The sequence below is a fragment of the Nocardia brasiliensis genome, assembly GCF_011801125.1.
GTDB lineage: Bacteria > Actinomycetota > Actinomycetes > Mycobacteriales > Mycobacteriaceae > Nocardia > Nocardia brasiliensis_C.
Genome location: NZ_CP046171.1, coordinates 6396495 through 6415501, shown reverse-complemented (window position 1 = coordinate 6415501; position 19007 = coordinate 6396495). Strand labels below are relative to the sequence as shown.

Below are 19007 nucleotides of genomic sequence, written 5' to 3'. Positions count from 1 at the left end.
AGTGCAAGATGCTGGTTCCTCGGTGCTCGACGATCGCACCATGGACATGACCGAGCAACCCGTTGCCGATCGACCAAGGGCGCCGCGTGCCGACGTCGTGGTCAAGGGGCGCAACGTCGAGGTGCCGGATCACTTCCGAATCTATGTCGCGGAGAAACTCTCCAGGCTCGAACGCTTCGACCCGTCGATCTTCATCTTCGACGTCGAGCTGTTCCACGAGCGAAACCGTAGGCAGCGCAAGAGTTGTCAGCGCGTCGAGATCACCGCACGCGGCAAGGGACCGATCGTCCGCGCCGAGGCGTGCGCCGACAGCTTCTATGCCGCCCTCGAATCGGTGACCGCGAAGCTGGAGAGCAGGCTGCGCCGCACCAAGGACCGGCGCCGGGTGCACTACGGCGACAAGACCCCGGTCTCGGTCGCCCAGGCCACCGCCGATCTGGTGGACGAGTCGCTGTTCGCGCTGCCGAACGGCTCGGCGGCCGCGCACGAGCACCCCGACGGCGGTGACCACCGCGCCGAGACCACACCGGAGAACTCCGAATACGCGGCGGGCCCCGGACACATCGTCCGCACCAAGGTGCACACCGCGACCCCCATGTCCGTCGACGACGCCCTCTACCAGATGGAACTCGTCGGTCACGACTTCTTCCTCTTCCAAGACCGCGAAACCGACCGACCGTCGGTGGTCTATCGCAGGCACGCCTTCGACTACGGCCTCATCCGGCTCGCGTAGCAGGCTCGCAATGCTACCGCCGCTCCGGGCGTTCAGCGCGTGCTGAATGCCCGGAGACGCGGATCCGATCGGAATCCCTTTTCCCGCAAGACAATCCGCTCACCGTGACGAGCCGCGCTCACCGACGGCGGTCGCGGAAGAACGTCCGGTGCAGCAGCGAATCGCGACGGGGCGGGCGCATGGCGTGCAGCATCACCATGTCGGCGAAGGTCTCGGCGTCGCGTTCGCGGCTGGTGCCATAGTCGGTGCGGCCGAGCACATGCGCGATCGATTCGGGGGAGATGGAGGGCAGCAGCTCGGCGACCGCGGCGACGGTGGGCGCGGCCGGGTCCGGTCCGCCCGCGGTGGGCTGCTCCGGGCCGTGGCCGAGCAGCATGTGGCCGAGTTCGTGCACGATGATGTGCTCGGCGTGCCATTCGGTGGTGTCGGCGCCGTAGACGATCACGTCGCTGTCCTGCTTGGCGATCCACAGGCCGCTGCCCGTGCCGCATCCGGTGCCCGCGAGCAGGGCGGTGTCGATCGGTAGCAGGCTGATCGGCCGGCCGCGATAGGCCGCGACGTCGTCGAGATAGCGCGACAGATTCCACGGGTGCGGTATCGGGACCTCCCGGGTGAGGTTCCGGAAGCGGGCCTGCATGGCCATGCGATTTCTCTCCTACAGCAAGCTCAGTGCCCCCATGTAGGCCACGATATTACCGACTGACTTGTCGGTCAGTCGCGGTCTGTGCTCTCGATGATCCTGGCCAGGATGGATTGGTCGACATTGGAACCGCGCAGCGCGATGCTCGACACATTGGCGTCGCGCATGGTGGCGAGCAGCTCGAGTTCCCGGTCGATGGCCCCGGCCATCGGGCCCGAGGTGGTCAGGTAGTCCGCCGCGACGCCGAAGCTCTTGGCGATCGCCGCGAGTACGTCGAGTTCGACTGCCGTGCCGGGCAGCGCGGCGTCGAACTCGCCCCTGCGCAGTCGTTCCAGGTAGGCGGGGTCGATCTCGCGGCCGAGGTAGCCGCCCGCCTGCGCGGCGACCGTCGCGGTGCTGCGCTCGGGGGCCGAGCGGGGATGCACGACGGCGAACAGTCGATTGATCTTGTGACTCAGTGTGAGAGTCGCGCCGCTCGGCGCTTCGTCGGTCTTCTCCGTCACCTCAGTACCCGCCGTTTCGACTCGCGGTCGTATCCACGTTGGCCGCCAGCCAGCGTGCCCGGAACTGTGCTTCTGTCGCAGCATCGACATCCTCCGATCGTCCGGCCAGCCACCGCCGGTATCGCCGTTCCTGAAGTTCGGTGGGGTCACTGGTTTCGGCGGGCACCTCGAGCAGGTGCGCGAAGGCCATCTCCACGAGCGGATGCAGCTGCCTGCCCGGTCCGCCGTTGCGTTCGAGCATGGCGGTCGCGTAGCGCGCCGACAGCTTCGAGACCACCTGGTTGAGTTCGCTGATCGCGGTGACCACCTGCGGGTCGGTGGTCCTGCCGTGCTCGACCGCGTCGTTGAGCCGGCCAGCGGCCGCGAGCAGACCGGTGAGGTCGGCGAGTTCGAAGCGGATCGAGTCGGGTCCGGCCACGACGGACTCGCCGGGCTGCCGTGCGGACACGGGCTCGTCGGCGGCCGGGGTGCCGCCCGCGTAGGTGCGCGCGGCACTGCCGGGCAACCAGCGCAGCGGCGCATCGAGTTTGTTCAGCGTGGTCGTGCTGATCGCGGCGTCGCCGTCCTCGATCTTGCGGATCGTCGGTGCCGAAGGTCCCCCGAGGTCGCCGATCTGTAACTGCGTGAGGCCGAGCTCGTCTCGGCGCTCCTTGATGATTCGGCCGAATCGCTTCTGGCGCCGCGACAGCTCCGAAGGGCTATGCATAGTGCGCTTCAGGGTAGAGCGCCACGGTGCTGGAAAGCAAATCAATAGAAAAAGTTTGAAAAATCAGTGCAAATATTGCTACTGTTCTGACGCGCCGAATTTTCAGCCGACATCGGTCTTGCGGAGTGTTCCGGGACGAGCAGGGGCGTTCGTCGGAACGGGCGCCTCCGGTCTGTCGCGCAACGGCGCGTGGCGGGCCGGGTCACAGCGACGGTGGAGGGGATCGCCGCTGCGCACGGGTCACCGTCGGCGAAGGGGGTCGACGGTGAACTTACTTAGGAGTAAGTTTGGTGGCCGGAGATCTCTCGAAAGGACATCGCATGGCCACCAAGGCTGCTCGCCGTGCCGTTATCGTGTCCGGTGCGCGCACGCCGTTCGTGCGTGCGTTCACCGGATACACCCGGATGGATTCCATCGCGCTCGCCGATGCCGCGGTCCGTGGCCTGCTGGAGCGGACCGGTCTGCCCGGCGCTCAGGTGCAGGCCATCGTCTGGGGCGGGGTCATTCTGCCGAGCGTGGCACCCAACATCGCCCGTGAGATCGCCCTCGACCTCGCGCTCGACCCCGGTTGCGAGGGGCACACCGTCACCAGGGCGTGCGCGTCCGGCCTGCAGGCGGTCACCTCGGCTGTGGCCGCGATCGAGCGCGGCGAATACGACATCATGATCGCGGGCGGCAGCGATTCCACCTCCAATGCCGAGGTGAAGCTGCCCCAGTCGGTGGTGCACGCGGCGGCGCCGCTGGCGCTGGGCAAGCCGAAGCCGAAGGACTACCTGAGCGCGATCCGCCAGCTCGCGCCGTTCACCGACATCCTGCCCAGCCGGCCGAAGATCGCCGAACGCACCACCGGAGAGGTGATGGGGGAGTCGGCCGAGAAAATGGCCCGCATCCACGGCATCAGCCGAGCCGATCAGGACGAGTTCGCCGCCCGGTCGCATCACCGCGCCGCCGCCGCCATCGCGTCGGGCCGCTTCGACGACGAGGTGTTGCGGGTGCGCACGCCGGAGGGCATCGAGATCGACCGCGACGGACTGGTCCGCGGCGACACCAGCGTAGAAAAACTGTCGAAACTGAAGCCGGTTTTCGCCGAAAACGGCACGGTGACCGCGGGCAATGCCAGCCCGCTCACCGACGGCGCCTCCGCCGTGCTGCTGATGAGCGAGGAGAAGGCCGCGGCGCTCGGCTACCGTCCGCTCGCCGCCTTCCGTTCCTGGAGCTACGTCAGCGTCGATCCCACCGATCAGGTGCTGATCGGTCCGGCCATCTCCATGCCGCGGGCGCTGGACAAGGCCGGAATGTCGCTGGGCGACATCGATTTCGTCGACATCCACGAGGCCTTCGCGGCGCAGACACTGTCCGTGCTCACGGCGCTGGCCAGTGACGAGTGGGCCAAGACCCGGCTCGATCGCGACAGCGCCGTCGGCGAGGTCGACATCGACCGGCTCAATGTGCACGGCGGTTCGGTCTCGCTCGGTCACCCGTTCGGCGCCACCGGCGCGCGCATGGTGACGACGATGGCCAACGAGCTCGCCCGCACCGGTAAGAACGCGGCGCTGCTCGGCATCTGCGCCGCGGGTGGCATCGGCGCCTCGGCCGTGCTGGAACGGGTCTGATCGAAAATCTGTTGAGCAGGCCCCGGTCGGTCGGTACCAAGGGGGATGACCGAATCGACCGGGGAACTGCCGCGCCTCGAGCTGCGCCGCATAGATCGCGAGAACCTTTACGCGGTATGCGCTTTGAGCGAGACACTGAGCGTCGAGCAGCGACCCATGGTGATCGACAACAGCGTTTCCATTGCGGAGGCCCACTTTTCGGACTGCCTCTGGTATCGGGCCGTCTACGCCGATGACGTGCCCGCCGGTTTCCTGATGGTGCATCTCGGACTAGACGAAGATCACCCCGAGCTGCGGGGCGTGTTCCTGTGGCGCTTCATGGTCGCGGCCCCGGCGCAGGGCCGCGGAATCGGCCGCGCCGTCTTGGGCCTGCTGGTGGATCGACTGACCGCGCAGGGCGTGCGCGAGCTGTACACCAGTTACGCGACAGGCCCCGGCACGCCCGCGGGCTTCTACCGCGCACTGGGTTTCGAGCCGACGGGCCGGATACTGGACGGCGAGCACGAGGTCGTCCTGCGCTGGTGAACCACCGCCGCACCGCACCGATTCGAGTGGAGGTCAGCGGTGGCGGGCGCGGGTGGGTGGGAGGAGGGGCAGGGTGCCGTCGGCTGCGGGGCGGGTCCGGAAGGTAGGCGACTCCCGTTGGGGGGTGCGCGGTTTGCGGACCTCGTCGGCGATGATGCGCAGGCACGTATCGTGGTTCGACTCGCCGGGGCGGGCTTCCCTGCGCAGGCGCAGCATCGCGTGTGCCAGATCGATGCCAAGCTCGTTCGACAGCCGGACGGCGTCGACATTGGCCATGGCAAACCTCCTGAGCCGAAAAGAACGCTGCATCCGCGATGGGTGTGTACAAGGACGTACCCAATCGATGAGCGGCTGAACCCCACGACCCCGACCCCATGCCTCCGGTCGTGGCGCGGGGACGCCGATATTCTGCGCGGACGCTCCGCGACACGCCGTGCGACACGCCGGACTGTGCATCAAAATGCAATACAGCGAACTACTTTCGGTAGACCTCATGATGCACCGCGTCGAGCAATGGCCGCCCCGTGCGCCAGCCGAAGCGTTCCAGATCGGGAACCTGCTGGAAGCCGTGCACCGGCCCGGCGCACAGCCACGCGACCGGCCGCACACCCGCGGGCAGCCCGACCAGCTCGGCGAGGAATTCGGGCGCGTAGAACGACACCCAGCCGACGCCGACGCCCTCGGCGGTGGCGGCGAGCCAGAGGTTCTGGATCGCGAGAACCGCGGAGTAGACGCCGGTTTCGGGGACGGTGGCCCGGCCGAGCACCTGCGGGCCAGCGCGGCCGTGATCATAGGTGACCACGATCCCGGTGCCGCTCTCGACGATGCCCTCGATCTTGATCGGTTCGAAGGTGGCGGCTCGCTCCGGCGGCAGCGCGTCGCGGAACTCGGCCCGCTTGTCCGCCACGTGCCCGGCGAACGTGCGCAACGTGGCCGGATCGCGGACCACCACGAAATCCCACGGCTGCGAATTGCCGACGCTGGGCGCCCGGTGCGCGGCCTCCAGCAGCCGCCACAGCGTGGCGTCGTCGAGCACCTCGCCGGTGAACTCCGCCCGCACGTCGCGCCGCAGCCGGATCGCGTCGTAAACACTCAGTCCGTCAGCACCCACGCGCTCAGTCAACCAGCAGGGGGCCAACTGCTCGCACGCGCCCTTTCGGCACTCCCGCCCCCGCTCCGGCCTGCGGCACGGGCGCGGGAACGCCGGTCAGCGCGCGTACGCGGGGGTGCGGGTCTCGGCGCGGCGGTTCAGGCGGCGGCGCCCGGCGGCGAGGGCGGTGCGCAGGCCGCGCCGCTTGCCGGTGACCGGGTCGATAGTGGCGACGGTGTTGCCGGCGAACTTGCGCTCCGAGGCGGTCTCCGGCGCGTCGTCGGCGGTGTCGCGCAGGTACTTGTTCGGCAGCGACAGCTTGAGGATGGTGCGCCAGGCCTTGAAGTACTGCACCGGCAGCGAACCGGTGGTGTAGGGCAGGTCGTACTTCTCGGCGAGTTCCCGTACCCGGACCGCGATCTCGGCGTAGCGGTTGCTCGGCAGGTCGGGGAACAGGTGGTGCTCGATCTGGTGGCTCAGGTTGCCGGTCATGAAGTGGGTGAGCGGACCGCCGGAGATGTTGGCGCTGCCGAGCATCTGGCGCAGGTACCACTGGCCCTTGGTCTCGTTGTCGATATCGGCCTTGGTGAACTTCTCCGCGCCGTCGGGGAAGTGACCGCAGAAGATCACCGCGTTGGACCACACGTTGCGGATCGCGTTGGCGGCCAGGTTGGCGGTCAGCGTGGTGAGGAAGGCCGGACCGGTGAGGGCGGGGAAGATCACGTAATCCTTGAGGATCTGCTTGCCCATCTTGGTCAGCGCCTCGTTGCGCTTGCGGTCGAACTCGGCCCGCTCGGGCGTGCCCGGCTTGAACCGGCCCGCGGCCAGCTTGCCCAGCTCCATGTGCTGGATCGAGACGCCGTATTCGAACAGCAGCTGCAGCACCAGGTTGTAGATCGGGTTGCCCAGGTTGAACGGCTTCCACCGCTGGTCGCGGGTGACGCGCAGCAGGCCGTAGCCGATGTCGTCGTCCATGCCGAGCACATTGGTGTACTTGTGGTGCAGGTAGTTGTGCGTGTGCTTCCAATGCTTGGCCGCGCCCGCGTTGTCCCATTCCCAAGAGCTGGAGTGGATTTCCGGATCGTTCATCCAGTCCCACTGCCCGTGCATGGTGTTGTGCCCGATCTCCATGTTCTCGATGATCTTGGCGGTGCTCAGCATGGCGACGCCCGCGATCCAGGCCGGCGGTAGGAAGCTGGCGAACAGCACGCCGCGGCCGCCGATCTCGAGCGCCCGCTGGAGCCGGATGACGTTACGGATGTAGTTCGCGTCGCGCGCACCGCGCGATTCCTCGATATCGCGACGAATCGCGTCGAACTCCGCGCCGAGTGCTTCCACGTCGGCCTCGGTGAGGTGTGCGTATTCCTTGACATCCGAGATCGCCATGGCGGTTACAGTACCGTAAGTTACGTGACCGTAGGTTACGAGATGTGCCACCTCGATGTGGCAAATCCCCCATTGCGAACATGATCGTAAGATGCTAATCACGCACCGGGGGTAGTACAGCGTAAAGCCTTCTCCCGCACGGTCTTCCGGCGTCGCCGGGCGGCCACCTGGACGCCCGGCCGCACGGTGGGGCTAGCGGCTGCGCCGCAGCCGCCACAGCGCCTTCTCGCGCACGGCTTTGCGGCGCAGCGACGCCTGCTCCTGCCGCGCTCGGTCCTGCAGCGCCTGCGTGGCCTCGCGCAGCAGCACCGTCTCGTGCTCGGCCTTCTCCTTGAGCGCGCGCTTGGCCTCGCGCAGCATCTCCTTCTCCTGCCGGGCCTTCTCCTTCAGCACGACCTTGGCCTCGCGCAGGGCCGAGCGCAGCCCGCGGCGCTGGCCGGTCTCCGGATCGACGCCGAGCCAGTGCGCGGTCTCCGCGCTGGGCAGTGACGGCAGCGTGATGCCGGCGAACTTGCGTTCCGAGGAGGTCTCGGGCGCGTTGTCGGAGGTGGCCTTCAGGAATCGATCCGGCAGTGCCAGCTTGTGGATGGTCCGGAAGGCGAGCAGGTATTGCTTGCCGAGCGAACCCGTCGTGTACGGCAGGTCGTACTTGTCGCACAGTTCGCGCACCCGCACCGCGATCTCCCGGTATCGATTGCTCGGCAGGTCCGGGAACAGGTGGTGTTCGATCTGGTAGCACAGGTTGCCGCTCATGAACGCCATGGCGGGCCCCGCCTTGAAGTTGGCGCTGCCGAGCATCTGCCGCAGATACCATTCGCCGCTGGTCTCGCCCTCGAGCTGTTCGATGGTGAATTTCTCGGCGCCGTCGGGGAAGTGGCCGCAGAAGATCACCGCGTAGGCCCACAGATTGCGGACCAGGTTGGCGGTCGCGTTCGCTTTCAGCGTCGACTTGAACGCCGGACCGGTGAGTGCCGGGTAGAGCAGGAAGTCCTTGGTCACCTGGCGGGCGATCTTGCGGCCGAACTCCACGTTCGGTCGCGAGCGCAGCTCCCAGCGCGGGGTGTTGGACAGTTCCTTCTCGATGCTCCAGTCGTGCAGGGCGATGCCCCACTCGAAGGTGGCGGCGAGCACCAGGTTGGCCAGCGGCTGCACCAGATGCAGTGGGCGCCACGGCTCGTCCCTGGTCATCCGGAGGATGCCGAACCCGAGGTCCTCGTCCTTGCCGAGCACGTTGGTGTAGGTGTGATGGGAGTAGTTGTGCGCCCGCCGCCACTGCGAGGAGGGGCCGGTCATGTCCCATTCCCAGGAGCTGGAGTGGATCTCCGGGTCGTTCATCCAGTCCCACTGCCCGTGGCCGACGTTGTGCCCGAGCTCCATGTTCTCGATGATCTTGGCGACCGAGAGCAGCGCGGTGCCGGTGAGCCAGGCCCACCGGTTGCGACTGCCGAACAGCACCGCGCGCCCGGCCACCTCGAGGCCGCGCTGCGCGGCGATGGTGCGCCGGATGTACTTCGCGTCACGCTCGCCGCGTGACTGCTCCACCGAACGCCGGATCGAATCGAGTTCCTGCCCCAGTGTCTCGATGTCGGCCGCCGTGAGATGGGCGAACGCCTGAATATCGGTGATGGCCACCGGGGGTCCTTTCCCTACTCGATTTGTGTCGAGGGTACCCAAGGTCGCCCCGGGGTACCGCGATGTGGCCTAGGCGCGGGGCCTAGACGTCGAGGGTGCAGTCCCCGGCCGCGGCGGAGACGCAGGTCTGCACCTTGTCGCCTTCGCGGTGCTCGTCGCCGTTGCGCAGGTCGCGCACGTGGCCCGAACTCAGTGTCACGACACAGGTCTGGCAGATGCCCATGCGGCAGCCGAACGGCATCTGCACCCCGGCCGACTCGCCCGCCTCGAGCAGGCTGGTCGCGCCGTCCACCTCGATCGTGCGCCCGGTCTTGCCGAAGCTGACCGTGCCGCCCTCGCCCACCGCCGAGCGCTCGATCTCGAACCGCTCGACGTGCAACTGGTCGGCCAGGCCCGCCTCGCGCCAGTGCTGCTCGATCTCGTCGAGCATCGCGGCCGGGCCGCAGGCCCAGGTCTGGCGTTCGCGCCAGTCCGGGATCTTGGTGTCCAGGTCGGCCAGGGCGAACTTGCCCTGCTCGCCGGTGAGGTGCAGGTGCGAGGTGAAGCTGGCCGGGGAACGCTCCCCGGTGGCGGCGGCGCTGTGCCGGTCGTGCAGGTCGCGCAGTTCGGCGCCGAACATCACGTCCTCGGCGGTCCGCGCGGAGTGCAGATGCACCACATCGGTGACCAGATCGCGCCGGTCCATCGCCCGCAGCATCGCCATCACCGGGGTGATACCGCTACCGGCGGTCAGGAACAGCACCCGCTCCGGCGGCGGATAGGGCAGCACGAAGCCGCCCTGCGGCGCGGCCAGCCGCACCACGGTGCCGACCGGGACGCCGCTGACCAGGTGGCTGGACAGGAACCCCTCCGGCATCGCCTTGACCGCGATCGAGATGACCCGTTTGCCGCCGGTGCCCGGGTCCGACCAATTCGGCGGGCAGGTCAGCGAATAGGACCGCCAGTGCCAGCGGCCGTCGATGAGCACGCCGATGCCGATGTACTGGCCCGGTTGGTATTTGAAGTCGAAGCCCCAGCCCGGCTTGATCACCAGGGTGGCCGAGTCGGCGGTTTCCTTGCGCACGTCCACGATGCGGCCGCGCAGCTCGCGCGCCGACCACAGCGGGTTGGCCAGGTGCAGATAGTCGTCGGGCAGCAACGGGGTGGTGACCCGGGCCACGGCTCCCCGCAGCACGTTCAACTTGCCGCCGCGTTCGGCGACGCTCGCGGCCGGACCTTCCAGCCACTCCCGCACGCCGCGCACGGAGAATCCCCCATTTTTCGAGCTCATCGCTGCCGTTCGTCTTCCTGTTCGTCGGATGCGCTGCCACGCCATCGCAAGGTTACGGCATCGTAGGTTCGGCCGGGCAGCGCCCGCTCGGTGCTCGTCCGACGCACCGCGATTCTTCCGGCTCAGAGCAGTTCGAGTAGGAACGGCAGTTCCTGCGCCGCGTACCAGGCGAGCTGGTGGTCCTCGGCGTCACCGAGCACGAACTCGGCGTCGGTGTCGCCGAGATCGGCGGCGTCCACCACGTCCACGGCCTTGGCCACCTGTGGCTCGGCCTCGACCAGGTCGACGTGCACGGACCCGATCTGGTCGTAGGTCAGCAGGCCGGGCAGCTTCACCACGGCATCGTCGAGATCGGGCCGCAGCTTCGCCCCGGTCACGTCGGCGGCGATCACCGCGCGCCGATAGACCGGGCGACCGGTCGGCACCGGCGCGGCGTCGTCGGCCGGCTCGTCGAGTTCGTCGCGTTCGGCGGCGAGCAGGCGCAGCGAGGCGCGGGCGGCCTCGCCCATCGCCACCTCGGCCAGTTCCTCGTCGTCACCCGAGGCGTAGGCCTCGCGCAGCGCCGGTGTCACCGCGAACGCGGTGCCGCCGACCGGGCGTAGTTCCCGGTTCGCGACGAGCTCGCGCAGCATCGGCACCGTCGCGGGGATATAGACCCGCATTTTCTCCTGATCAGACGCAGGCACCGAGCATCTCCTCCATGGAATCGCGCACCGACGCGGCCAGCACGCCGATGTCGGCCATCGCGTCGCGGTCGGCGTTGAGCCCGTAGAAGACGCGTCCGTCGTAGGACGTGATCCCGATGCTCGAGGCCTGATTGCGCAGCAGTGGCGACACCGGATACATCTCCAGCATCCGCGCGCCGCCGATGTACATCGGCGTCTGCGGACCCGGCGCGTTGGTGATCACCAGATTGAACGTGTGCTCTGCGAACGTACTCGCCGCACGCACACTCATCGCATGCAGGCTCGCCGGAGCGAACCCGGCGAGATGGACCAGGGTCCTGGCCCGCACCCCGCGCCGATGCCTGCCGTTGGCCTCGGTGGCGTGGGCGATGTGCGACAGGCGCATCACCGGATTGGGTTCACCGACCGGCAGATCGATGAGGAACGAGGACACCTCGCTCGCCGGACTCACCCTGGCCCCGTCCACGCCGTCGACGTACACCGACATCGGCACCACCGCGCGCAGCGTGGTCGGCTCGGTGAGCGTCTCGCCGCGCGAGAGCAGCCAGTTGCGCAGCGCGCCGGTGACCACCGCGAGGATCACGTCGTTGATCGAGCAGTCGAAGCGCTTGCGAATCTTGCGGTAGTCCTCGAGATCGGTGCGCACCACGTCGAAGCGCCGGTTGCGCGAAATCCGCGCGTTGAGCGGGCTGTCGGGGGCACCGCTCGCGGCCGCGCGCACCGCGGTGACCACCGAGTCCACCGCCCGCCCCGCGGCGCCGATCACCGCGAACGCCTGCGCGCCCGCGTGCCTGGCCACCTCCAGCGCCTCGCTCGGCTGTGCGATCAAGTGGGTCAGCGCGCCGATCAGCAGTTCCCGGTCGTCGGGTTCGCGCGGGGCGCGCCACGCGTCGTCGGCGAGTTCGCGCGGCGACGGGCCCGCGTCCAGTACGACGTGCCCGATCTCCAGCGCGGTGTCCCCGTCGACCAGTGCGGAATGGGTCTTGGTGAACAGGGCGCAGCGGCCGTCGGACAGGCCCTCGATCAGATACATCTCCCACAGCGGCCGGGTCTGATCGAGCGGGCGCGAGGACAGCCTGGCGACCAGTTCGTGCAGTTGCGCGTCGGAGCCGGGGGCGGGCAGCGCGGATCGGCGGATGTGATAGGTGATGTCGAAGGCGCTGTCCTCCACCCAGACCGGGCGCCCGAGCGCGAGCGGGATCTCGCGCACCTTGCGGCGATATCGGGGCACCAGCGCGAGCCGGGACTCGACCAAATCGACGAGCCGATCGTAGTCCAGTGCCGCGGCACCGGAATCGGGATCGATGTGCCGCAGGATCGCCAAGGAGCCGATGTGGATCGGATTGCTGCTCGACTCGAGCCGGTAGAACGACGCGTCCTGCGGCGTCAGTCTCGTGATCACGCTGCCCGGTGCTCCTTTTCCGATGCCGTCTCACGCCCATTGTGCTGTCGCCACAACGGTTCGGTCCCGTCGCTGTGGCGTATCCGGCGATATCGACATTCCCCTTTACCCGTCCTGGCTTCCGTGGCAGGCTGGCTGATTCGAGCCAGGGGACTCGATTCGAGCACAGGGGGACATGGATGCACAGTCGGCGACCGTCGCTTTCGCCTGCGCCACACAGCGAACCGCCGCTGGACCGTGATCGCGTGGTCGGGGTTCAGCCGCGGTCTGCCGCTTCGTCACCACGAGCCGCGCTGCCCTGCCGTCGCGTGTCGTCACACAGCGGATCTCCCGCACGGGCCGCGGGTCGGCGCGCCCGGCACGACGGACGCCTTACATCGTACGGGACCGAGGCCGAAACCGGTTCGGCAGCACATCGATTCGCGGAGAATTCGCTGCGGCTGGTGCTCGAGGTGCTCGACGGCAGGCGGCCGGTGGCGCAGGTGCGGCCGCTGACCTCCGCGCCGGTGTTCGCCGCGCTGGAGACACTGGCCCGCACCGCGCACCGGGGCGCCGCGCTCGGCCCGGCCCAGCTGACCAAGATCGGCATTGCGCCCGCGGGGCCGAAAACCGCCGAGGTATACGGCACCTATCAGCGTGGCCACCGCGTCTTCGCGGTCGCGGCCCGGGTCGCGTTGCATCGCACGGGCTGGCAGCTGACCGCGTTCCGCGTACTGTGAGTACCAGGGCGGACGACACGGCAGGCGCCCCGGTGCCGGGTGGCTACGCAGGCTCGTTGCTGCGGTGCGACCGAACACCGCTGCTTGTCGACGCCTACGATCGGCACCGCATTACCATGAACCGAGCAGCGGATCGCGTGCCCGGCGCGCGAGCCCGCACGCCGGCCGGGCGCCCGCCCTCGGCCCGGCGCCGATCGACACGAATGACACACCGACCAGAGGACTGACGAGACCCGTGCCTGCGCTGACACTGACGAGGTTGCTACGGATTGGTGAGGGTCGCATGGTCAAGCGGCTCGCCAACTTCGCCGACCAGGTTCTCGAACTCGAGTCGGAGTACGAACAGCTCACCGACGCCGAGTTGCGCGCCAAGACCGACGAGTTCCGCGAGCGCTACTCCGACATGGTCGAGCAGGGCCACTCCGATCCGCTCGGCGCGCTGATGGCCGAGGCCTTCGCGGTCGGCAGGGAGGCATCCTGGCGGGTGCTGAACCAGAAGCACTACAAGGTGCAGATCATGGGCGGCGCCGCGCTGCACACCGGCAACATCGCCGAGATGAAGACCGGTGAGGGCAAGACGCTCACCTCGGTGCTGCCCGCCTACCTGAACGCGATCAGCGGCGACGGCGTGCACATCGTCACCACCAACGACTACCTCGCCAAGCGCGACTCCGAGTGGATGGGCCGGGTGCACCGCTTCCTCGGGCTCGAGGTCGGCGCGATCCTGTCCGGCATGACCCCCGCGCAGCGGCGCGTGGCCTACGGCGCCGACATCACCTACGGCACGAACAACGAGTTCGGCTTCGACTACCTGCGCGACAACATGACGCACTCGCTCGAGGATCTCGTGCAGCGCGGCCACAACTTCGCCGTGGTCGACGAGGTCGATTCCATCCTGATCGACGAGGCGCGCACCCCGTTGATCATCTCCGGTCCGGCCGACGCCTCCAGCAAGTGGTACGCCGAATTCGCGCGCATCGCACCGCTGTTGAAGAAGGACCTGCACTACGAGGTCGACATCAAGAAGCGCACCATCGGCGTGCACGAGGCGGGCGTGGAGTTCGTCGAGGATCAACTCGGCATCGACAACCTGTACGAGGCGGCCAACTCGCCGCTGGTGAGCTACCTGAACAACGCCATCAAGGCCAAGGAGCTCTACACCCGCGACAAGGACTACATCGTCCGCGACGGCGAAGTGATCATCGTCGACGAGTTCACCGGCCGCATCCTGGTCGGCCGTCGCTACAACGAGGGCATGCACCAGGCGATCGAGGCCAAGGAGAAGGTCGAGATCCAGCCGGAGAACCAGACCCTGGCGACGATCACGCTGCAGAACTACTTCCGCCTCTACGACAAGCTGTCCGGCATGACCGGTACCGCCGAGACCGAGGCCGCCGAGCTGCACCAGATCTACAACCTCGGCGTGGTCCCGATCCCGACGAACCGGCCGATGATCCGCCAGGACCAGTCCGACCTGATCTACAAGACCGAAGAGGCCAAGTTCGCCGCCGTGGTCGACGACGTCGTCGAGCGGCACGAACGCGACCAGCCGGTGCTGATCGGCACCACCAGCGTCGAGCGCTCGGAGTACCTGTCCAAGCAGTTCACCAAGCGCGGCGTCGCGCACACGGTGCTGAACGCCAAGTTCCACGAGAACGAGGCCGCGATCATCGCCGAGGCAGGCCGCCCCGGCGCGGTGACCGTCGCGACGAACATGGCGGGCCGCGGTACCGACGTCGTGCTCGGCGGTAACCCGGACATCATCGCCGACCTCATCCTGCGCAAGGAGGGCCTGGACCCGGTCGAGACGCCGGAGGCCTACCAGCAGGCCTGGCTGCCGACGCTGGAACAGGTCAAGTCGCAGACCAAGGCCGACGCCGACCGGGTGCGCGAGGCGGGCGGGCTCTACGTGCTCGGCACCGAGCGGCACGAATCGCGGCGCATCGACAACCAGCTGCGCGGTCGTTCCGGTCGTCAGGGCGACCCGGGTGAGTCGCGGTTCTACCTGTCGCTGGGTGACGAGCTGATGCGCCGGTTCAACGGCGCCGCGCTGGAAGCGATCATGACCCGGCTCAACCTGCCCGACGATGTGCCGATCGAGGCCAAGATGGTCTCCAAGGCGATCAAGAGCGCGCAGACCCAGGTCGAGCAGCAGAACTTCGAGATCCGCAAGAACGTGCTCAAGTACGACGAGGTGATGAACCAGCAGCGCACCGTCATCTACGGCGAGCGCAACCGGATCCTGCGCGGCGAGGACATGGAGGGCCAGGTCCAGGAGATGATCACCGACGTGATCACCGCCTACGTCGACGGCGCCACCGCGGAGGGCTACGTCGAGGACTGGGATCTGGACAAGCTGTGGACCGCGCTCAAGACGCTGTACCCGGTGAGCATCCGGCATCAGGACCTGACCGGTGAGACCGCCGTCGGCGACGCGGGCGATCTGACCCGCGAGGAACTGCTCGAGGCGCTGCTCGACGACGCGCACGAGGCCTACGCGCGCCGCGAGGCCGAGATCGACGGACTGGCCGGCGTCGGCAGCATGCGCAATCTCGAACGGCAGGTGCTGCTTTCGGTGCTGGACCGCAAGTGGCGCGAGCACCTCTACGAGATGGACTACCTCAAGGAGGGCATCGGCCTGCGCGCCATGGCCCAGCGCGATCCGCTGGTGGAGTACCAGCGCGAGGGCTTCGACATGTTCTCGGCGATGCTCGACGGCCTGAAGGAGGAGTCGGTCGGCTTCCTGTTCAACCTGCAGGTCGAGGTGCAGCAGCCGCAGCCGGAGGGCGTCTCGGTGGACGCGGGCCTGCGCTCGCCGGTCGGCGCGATGGCGGCCGCGCCGCGCCCGCTGCCCACCGACGAGGCCCCCGTCGGCAACGGCAGCGCCGCACCGGCGGCGTTGCGCGCCAAGGGCATCGACGACCCCAACCGGCGTGGCTTCAGCTACTCGGGCCCGACCGAGGGCGGTGGCCGCGCGGTGCACAGCGACGCCGAGGAGTACGGCGACGAGGACACCGGCAACACCACCCGGCGCGAACGCCGCGAGGCGGCCCGTGCCCAGGCCAAGCCGAAGCGCGCCCCGAAGCCGCGACGCAGGCACTGACCCCGGCGAAACGCGAAGGCGCCCAAGGACTCAGGTCCCTGGGCGCCTTCGCCGTTCACGGCCGATCCGCGCCGCTCCCGCGGCCGATGCGGTGGAAGAACCTGGTCGGACGCTGTGCGGGGGCGCCGGTTCGATGCCCACGGTGAGATCGCCTTTTGTCCCGGAATCGGCACGGCGCGCGAGGATCAGGCGTAGTTTTTGCTCGCGTGGACCGGAGCACAGTTGAGGCATGGGTCGGCGCATACGAACGGGCTTGGCGGGCGCCGGGCACCGACACGCTCGGCGACCTCTTCGCCCCCGAGATCGGCTATCTGGTTTCGCCATGGGCGGAGCCGCTCACCGGACTACCCGCGCTCGCGAAATTCTGGGAATCGGGTCGCGACGGCCCGGACGAGTCGTTCTCGATCGACCCCGAGGTCGTCGCGGTGGACGGCAGCACCGCGGTGGTCCGGGCCGAGGTGGATTACCCCGAACAACCCGCACGCTGGCGTGACCTGTGGATTTTGCGCTTCGACGAGCAGGGCCGCTGCACCTGGTTCGAGGAATGGCCCTTCGCCCCCGGCCAGCCCGACGGTCAGGAGCACCCCTAGCCCACACTCCCGAGCTGACCAGTTGATCATTGGGGAAGTTCCCCACTGATCAACGCTCCTGGGTGATCCACACGGGCCATCGGGGCGAGATCTATCGCGGTCTCGACTGAGTAGCGCGTTCTGCTAATAGTTTTCGTTGGTGTTCAACGCGGTGAGCAGGACGCGGATGGCCGCGACCCGGCGTTGTTTGCCGGGCAGCTGATCGAGGGCGCATTCGGGATCGGCGGGCGGGCCGAGGTGGGTGCAGCCGCGGGGGCAGTCCTCGATGGCGGCGGCGAGGTCGCTGAAGGCGGCGACCACGTCGTCGGGGGTGATGTGGGCCAGGCCGAAGGAGCGCACGCCCGGGGTGTCGATCACCCAGCCGCCCGCGGGCAGCGGCAGCGCGACCGACTGGGTGGAGGTGTGCTTGCCCTTGCCGACGCCGGACACCGCGCCGACGGCCCGATACGCGTCCGGCACAAGACGATTCACCAGGGTCGACTTGCCGACACCGGAGTGGCCGATGAACGCGGTGAGCCGATCGTGCAGTAGCTCGAGCACCGGTTCGAGCGGGTCCTCGATTCCGCCGTAGACGATGGTGAGTTCGAGATCGGCGAAGGCGGACGCGAATTCGGATTCGGCGTCCAGATCGTGCTTGGTCAGGCACAGCACCGGTCGCAGCCCGCCCGCGTACGCGGCGACCATGCAGCGCTCGACGAATCCGGTGCGCGGCGGCGGGTCGGCCAAGGCGACGACGATGAACAGCTGCTCGGCGTTGCCGACCACGATGCGCTCGAACGGATCGGTGTCATCGGCGGTGCGCCGCAACACCGTTCGACGCTCGGTGACCCGCACGATCCGGGCCAGCGTGTCCGGTTTGCCGGACAGGTCGCCGACCACGTCGACCTGGTCGCCGACCACGATGGGGGTGCGACCCAGTTCCCTGGCGCGCATGGCGACGATCTGCTTGCCCGGATCGTCGCCGAGCACGCAACCCCAGCGGCCCCGGTCCACCGACACCACCATGGCGGCTTGCGCATCACTGTGCTGCGGACGGGTTTTCGTGCGCGGACGCGAACTCTTGCCCGGGCGCACCCGGACGTCGGATTCGTCGTACTCGCGCTTTCTCAGTGTGCCGCCTCCTGATCGGCCGACGTGGAGTCGAGCATCTGCTGCCACAGCGCGACGAAGTTCGGCAGCGTCTTGGCGGTGGTGCCGATGTCCTCGATCTCGACGCCGGGCACGCGCAGGCCGAGAATCGCTCCGGCCGTTGCCATTCGGTGATCGGCGTAGGAGTGCCAGCGGCCGCCGTGCAGCGCGGCGGGCACGATCTCCAGCCCGTCCTCGGTCTCGGTGACTTTGCCGCCGAGCCGGTTGATCTCGGTGGAAAGCGCGGCGAGCCGGTCGGTTTCGTGGCCGCGCAGGTGCGCGATGCCGCGCAGCACGGAGGGGGAGTCGGCCAGCGCGGCCAGCGCGGCGACGGTGGGCGTGAGCTCGCCGACGTCGTGCAGGTCGATGTCGATGCCCGCCAATCGATCCGGGCCGTGCACGGTGAGCACGCCGTCGAAGATCCGCGCCTCGGCGCCCATCCGGACCAGGATCTCGCGGATCACGTCGCCGGGCTGGGTGGTCAGCCGCGGCCAGTGCGGGATGCGCACCTCGCCACCGGTGACCGCGGCAGCCGCGAGAAACGGTGTGGCATTGGACAGATCGGGTTCGACATCCCATTCGACCGCGCGGATCGGGCCGGGCGTGACGACCCAGGTCTGGGCTTTGCGGCTGTCCGCGGGCGTTTGCACCCGCACGTCCGCGCGGCGCAGCATCTCTACGGTCATCTCGATGTGCGGCATCGAGGGCAGCGCCTTGCCGTCGTGGTGGACGGTCAGCCCCTCGTCGAACCGGGCCGCCGACAGCAGCAGGCCCGAGACGAACTGCGAGGACCCGGACGCGTCGATGGTGACCGTGCCGCCGCGCAGCCCGCCCTTGCCGTGCACCGTGAACGGCAGCGCGTCGCCGTCGATCTCGGCGCCGAGGGCGCGCAGCGCGCCCAGGATGGTGCTGAGCGGGCGGACCCGGGCCTGCGCGTCGCCGTCGAAGGCGACCTCGCCGGTGGCCAGCGCGGCCACCGGCGGCAGGAACCGCATCACGGTGCCCGCGAGGCCGCAGTCCACGGTGCCCCCGCGCAGCGCGGCCGGGGTGACGGTGAGCGTGTCACCGTCACCCTCGATGACCGCGCCCAGCGCGGTGAGCGCGGCGATCATCAGGTTGGTATCGCGGCTGCGCAGCGCCCCCGACAGGGTCGATGGCCCGTCCGCGAGGGCGGCCAGGATCAAGGCCCGGTTCGTGATCGATTTCGATCCGGGCAGGGTCACGGTCGCGTGCACAGGGACATCGACATGGGGCGCTGGCCAGAAACTCACGTGTTCCATC

At 68.5% G+C, this 19007-nt stretch carries 18 protein-coding genes; 6 read left to right on the top strand and 12 right to left on the bottom strand.

Annotated elements, in window-relative coordinates; genetic code table 11:
- The first annotated feature begins 40 nt into the window (after window positions 1-40).
- Window positions 41-733, top strand: a complete 693-nt coding sequence (gene hpf / locus F5X71_RS29130; RefSeq protein ID WP_167464879.1) for a ribosome hibernation-promoting factor, HPF/YfiA family — start codon at window positions 41-43, stop codon at window positions 731-733.
- A gap of 118 nt (window positions 734-851) precedes the next feature.
- Here hpf and F5X71_RS29125 read toward each other — a convergent pair whose 3' ends face one another.
- The 3 genes from F5X71_RS29125 to F5X71_RS29115 form a co-directional block, all read right to left on the bottom strand.
- Window positions 852-1376 carry a hypothetical protein gene (locus F5X71_RS29125; RefSeq protein WP_167464878.1) on the bottom strand — a complete coding sequence of 175 codons (525 nt, stop codon included), beginning with the start codon at window positions 1374-1376 and terminating at the stop codon, window positions 852-854.
- A 68-nt stretch (window positions 1377-1444) separates the two neighbouring features.
- On the bottom strand, window positions 1445-1876 hold the full coding sequence (locus F5X71_RS29120; RefSeq protein WP_167464877.1) for a hypothetical protein: 432 nt from the start codon (window positions 1874-1876) through the stop codon (window positions 1445-1447).
- Between the two features lies 1 nt (window position 1877).
- Window positions 1878-2582: a helix-turn-helix domain-containing protein gene (locus F5X71_RS29115; RefSeq protein WP_167464876.1), complete on the bottom strand. Its 705-nt coding sequence runs from the start codon at window positions 2580-2582 to the stop codon at window positions 1878-1880.
- A gap of 320 nt (window positions 2583-2902) precedes the next feature.
- Between F5X71_RS29115 and F5X71_RS29110 the strand changes: the two genes are divergently transcribed.
- Window positions 2903-4195: an acetyl-CoA C-acyltransferase gene (locus F5X71_RS29110; protein WP_167464875.1), complete on the top strand. Its 1293-nt coding sequence runs from the start codon at window positions 2903-2905 to the stop codon at window positions 4193-4195.
- A gap of 45 nt (window positions 4196-4240) precedes the next feature.
- Window positions 4241-4720, top strand: coding sequence for a GNAT family N-acetyltransferase (locus F5X71_RS29105; RefSeq protein WP_167464874.1), 480 nt, complete (start codon window positions 4241-4243; stop codon window positions 4718-4720).
- A 33-nt stretch (window positions 4721-4753) separates the two neighbouring features.
- On the opposite strand, the gene F5X71_RS29100 is transcribed toward F5X71_RS29105, so the two are convergent.
- From F5X71_RS29100 to F5X71_RS29070, 7 genes are all read right to left on the bottom strand, one after another.
- On the bottom strand, window positions 4754-4996 hold the full coding sequence (locus F5X71_RS29100; RefSeq protein ID WP_167464873.1) for a hypothetical protein: 243 nt from the start codon (window positions 4994-4996) through the stop codon (window positions 4754-4756).
- Between the two features lie 199 nt (window positions 4997-5195).
- Complete coding sequence (gene bluB / locus F5X71_RS29095) at window positions 5196-5816, bottom strand: 5,6-dimethylbenzimidazole synthase (RefSeq protein ID WP_167466830.1); 621 nt, start codon at window positions 5814-5816, stop codon at window positions 5196-5198.
- 111 nt (window positions 5817-5927) lie between these two features.
- Window positions 5928-7196 (bottom strand): fatty acid desaturase family protein, encoded by a 1269-nt coding sequence (locus tag F5X71_RS29090; protein ID WP_167464872.1) that lies wholly within the window; start codon window positions 7194-7196, stop codon window positions 5928-5930.
- A gap of 192 nt (window positions 7197-7388) precedes the next feature.
- Window positions 7389-8828, bottom strand: a complete 1440-nt coding sequence (locus F5X71_RS29085; RefSeq protein ID WP_167464871.1) for a fatty acid desaturase family protein — start codon at window positions 8826-8828, stop codon at window positions 7389-7391.
- An 82-nt stretch (window positions 8829-8910) separates the two neighbouring features.
- Window positions 8911-10098, bottom strand: a complete 1188-nt coding sequence (locus F5X71_RS29080; protein ID WP_167464870.1) for a ferredoxin reductase — start codon at window positions 10096-10098, stop codon at window positions 8911-8913.
- 122 nt (window positions 10099-10220) lie between these two features.
- Complete coding sequence (locus F5X71_RS29075; protein ID WP_167466829.1) at window positions 10221-10760, bottom strand: DUF6912 family protein; 540 nt, start codon at window positions 10758-10760, stop codon at window positions 10221-10223.
- A gap of 10 nt (window positions 10761-10770) precedes the next feature.
- Window positions 10771-12186: a WS/DGAT/MGAT family O-acyltransferase gene (locus F5X71_RS29070; protein WP_167464869.1), complete on the bottom strand. Its 1416-nt coding sequence runs from the start codon at window positions 12184-12186 to the stop codon at window positions 10771-10773.
- A 179-nt stretch (window positions 12187-12365) separates the two neighbouring features.
- On the opposite strand from F5X71_RS29070, the gene F5X71_RS37540 reads away from it, so the two are divergent.
- The 3 genes from F5X71_RS37540 to F5X71_RS29055 all read left to right on the top strand — a co-directional run bounded on the left by F5X71_RS37540 (window position 12366) and on the right by F5X71_RS29055 (window position 16598).
- Window positions 12366-12905 carry an Rv3235 family protein gene (locus F5X71_RS37540; protein WP_275106750.1) on the top strand — a complete coding sequence of 180 codons (540 nt, stop codon included), beginning with the start codon at window positions 12366-12368 and terminating at the stop codon, window positions 12903-12905.
- A 235-nt stretch (window positions 12906-13140) separates the two neighbouring features.
- Complete coding sequence (gene secA / locus F5X71_RS29060) at window positions 13141-16008, top strand: preprotein translocase subunit SecA (RefSeq protein WP_167464867.1); 2868 nt, start codon at window positions 13141-13143, stop codon at window positions 16006-16008.
- Window positions 16009-16214: 206 nt separating this feature from the next.
- Window positions 16215-16598: a nuclear transport factor 2 family protein gene (locus F5X71_RS29055; protein ID WP_167464866.1), complete on the top strand. Its 384-nt coding sequence runs from the start codon at window positions 16215-16217 to the stop codon at window positions 16596-16598.
- A 123-nt stretch (window positions 16599-16721) separates the two neighbouring features.
- On the opposite strand, the gene rsgA is transcribed toward F5X71_RS29055, so the two are convergent.
- Together rsgA and aroA are read right to left on the bottom strand one after the other, a co-directional pair.
- Window positions 16722-17708: a ribosome small subunit-dependent GTPase A gene (gene rsgA / locus F5X71_RS37260; protein ID WP_167466828.1), complete on the bottom strand. Its 987-nt coding sequence runs from the start codon at window positions 17706-17708 to the stop codon at window positions 16722-16724.
- Complete coding sequence (gene aroA, locus F5X71_RS37255) at window positions 17705-19006, bottom strand: 3-phosphoshikimate 1-carboxyvinyltransferase (protein ID WP_167464865.1); 1302 nt, start codon at window positions 19004-19006, stop codon at window positions 17705-17707. Before aroA ends, rsgA begins: the two co-directional genes overlap by 4 nt.
- Window position 19007: the final 1 nt, after the last annotated feature.

What these genes read in the sequence shown, in the direction of transcription:
- hpf (WP_167464879.1), top strand. Translation starts at nt 41, where the DNA reads ATGGACATGACCGAGCAACCCGTTGCCGATCGACCAAGGGCGCCGCGT.
- F5X71_RS29125 (WP_167464878.1), bottom strand. Translation starts at nt 1,376, where the DNA reads ATGGCCATGCAGGCCCGCTTCCGGAACCTCACCCGGGAGGTCCCGATA.
- F5X71_RS29115 (WP_167464876.1), bottom strand. Translation starts at nt 2,582, where the DNA reads ATGCATAGCCCTTCGGAGCTGTCGCGGCGCCAGAAGCGATTCGGCCGA.
- F5X71_RS29110 (WP_167464875.1), top strand. Translation starts at nt 2,903, where the DNA reads ATGGCCACCAAGGCTGCTCGCCGTGCCGTTATCGTGTCCGGTGCGCGC.
- F5X71_RS29105 (WP_167464874.1), top strand. Translation starts at nt 4,241, where the DNA reads ATGACCGAATCGACCGGGGAACTGCCGCGCCTCGAGCTGCGCCGCATA.
- F5X71_RS29100 (WP_167464873.1), bottom strand. Translation starts at nt 4,996, where the DNA reads ATGGCCAATGTCGACGCCGTCCGGCTGTCGAACGAGCTTGGCATCGAT.
- F5X71_RS29090 (WP_167464872.1), bottom strand. Translation starts at nt 7,196, where the DNA reads ATGGCGATCTCGGATGTCAAGGAATACGCACACCTCACCGAGGCCGAC.
- F5X71_RS29080 (WP_167464870.1), bottom strand. Translation starts at nt 10,098, where the DNA reads ATGAGCTCGAAAAATGGGGGATTCTCCGTGCGCGGCGTGCGGGAGTGG.
- F5X71_RS29075 (WP_167466829.1), bottom strand. Translation starts at nt 10,760, where the DNA reads ATGCGGGTCTATATCCCCGCGACGGTGCCGATGCTGCGCGAGCTCGTC.
- F5X71_RS37540 (WP_275106750.1), top strand. Translation starts at nt 12,366, where the DNA reads ATGCACAGTCGGCGACCGTCGCTTTCGCCTGCGCCACACAGCGAACCG.
- aroA (WP_167464865.1), bottom strand. Translation starts at nt 19,006, where the DNA reads ATGGAACACGTGAGTTTCTGGCCAGCGCCCCATGTCGATGTCCCTGTG.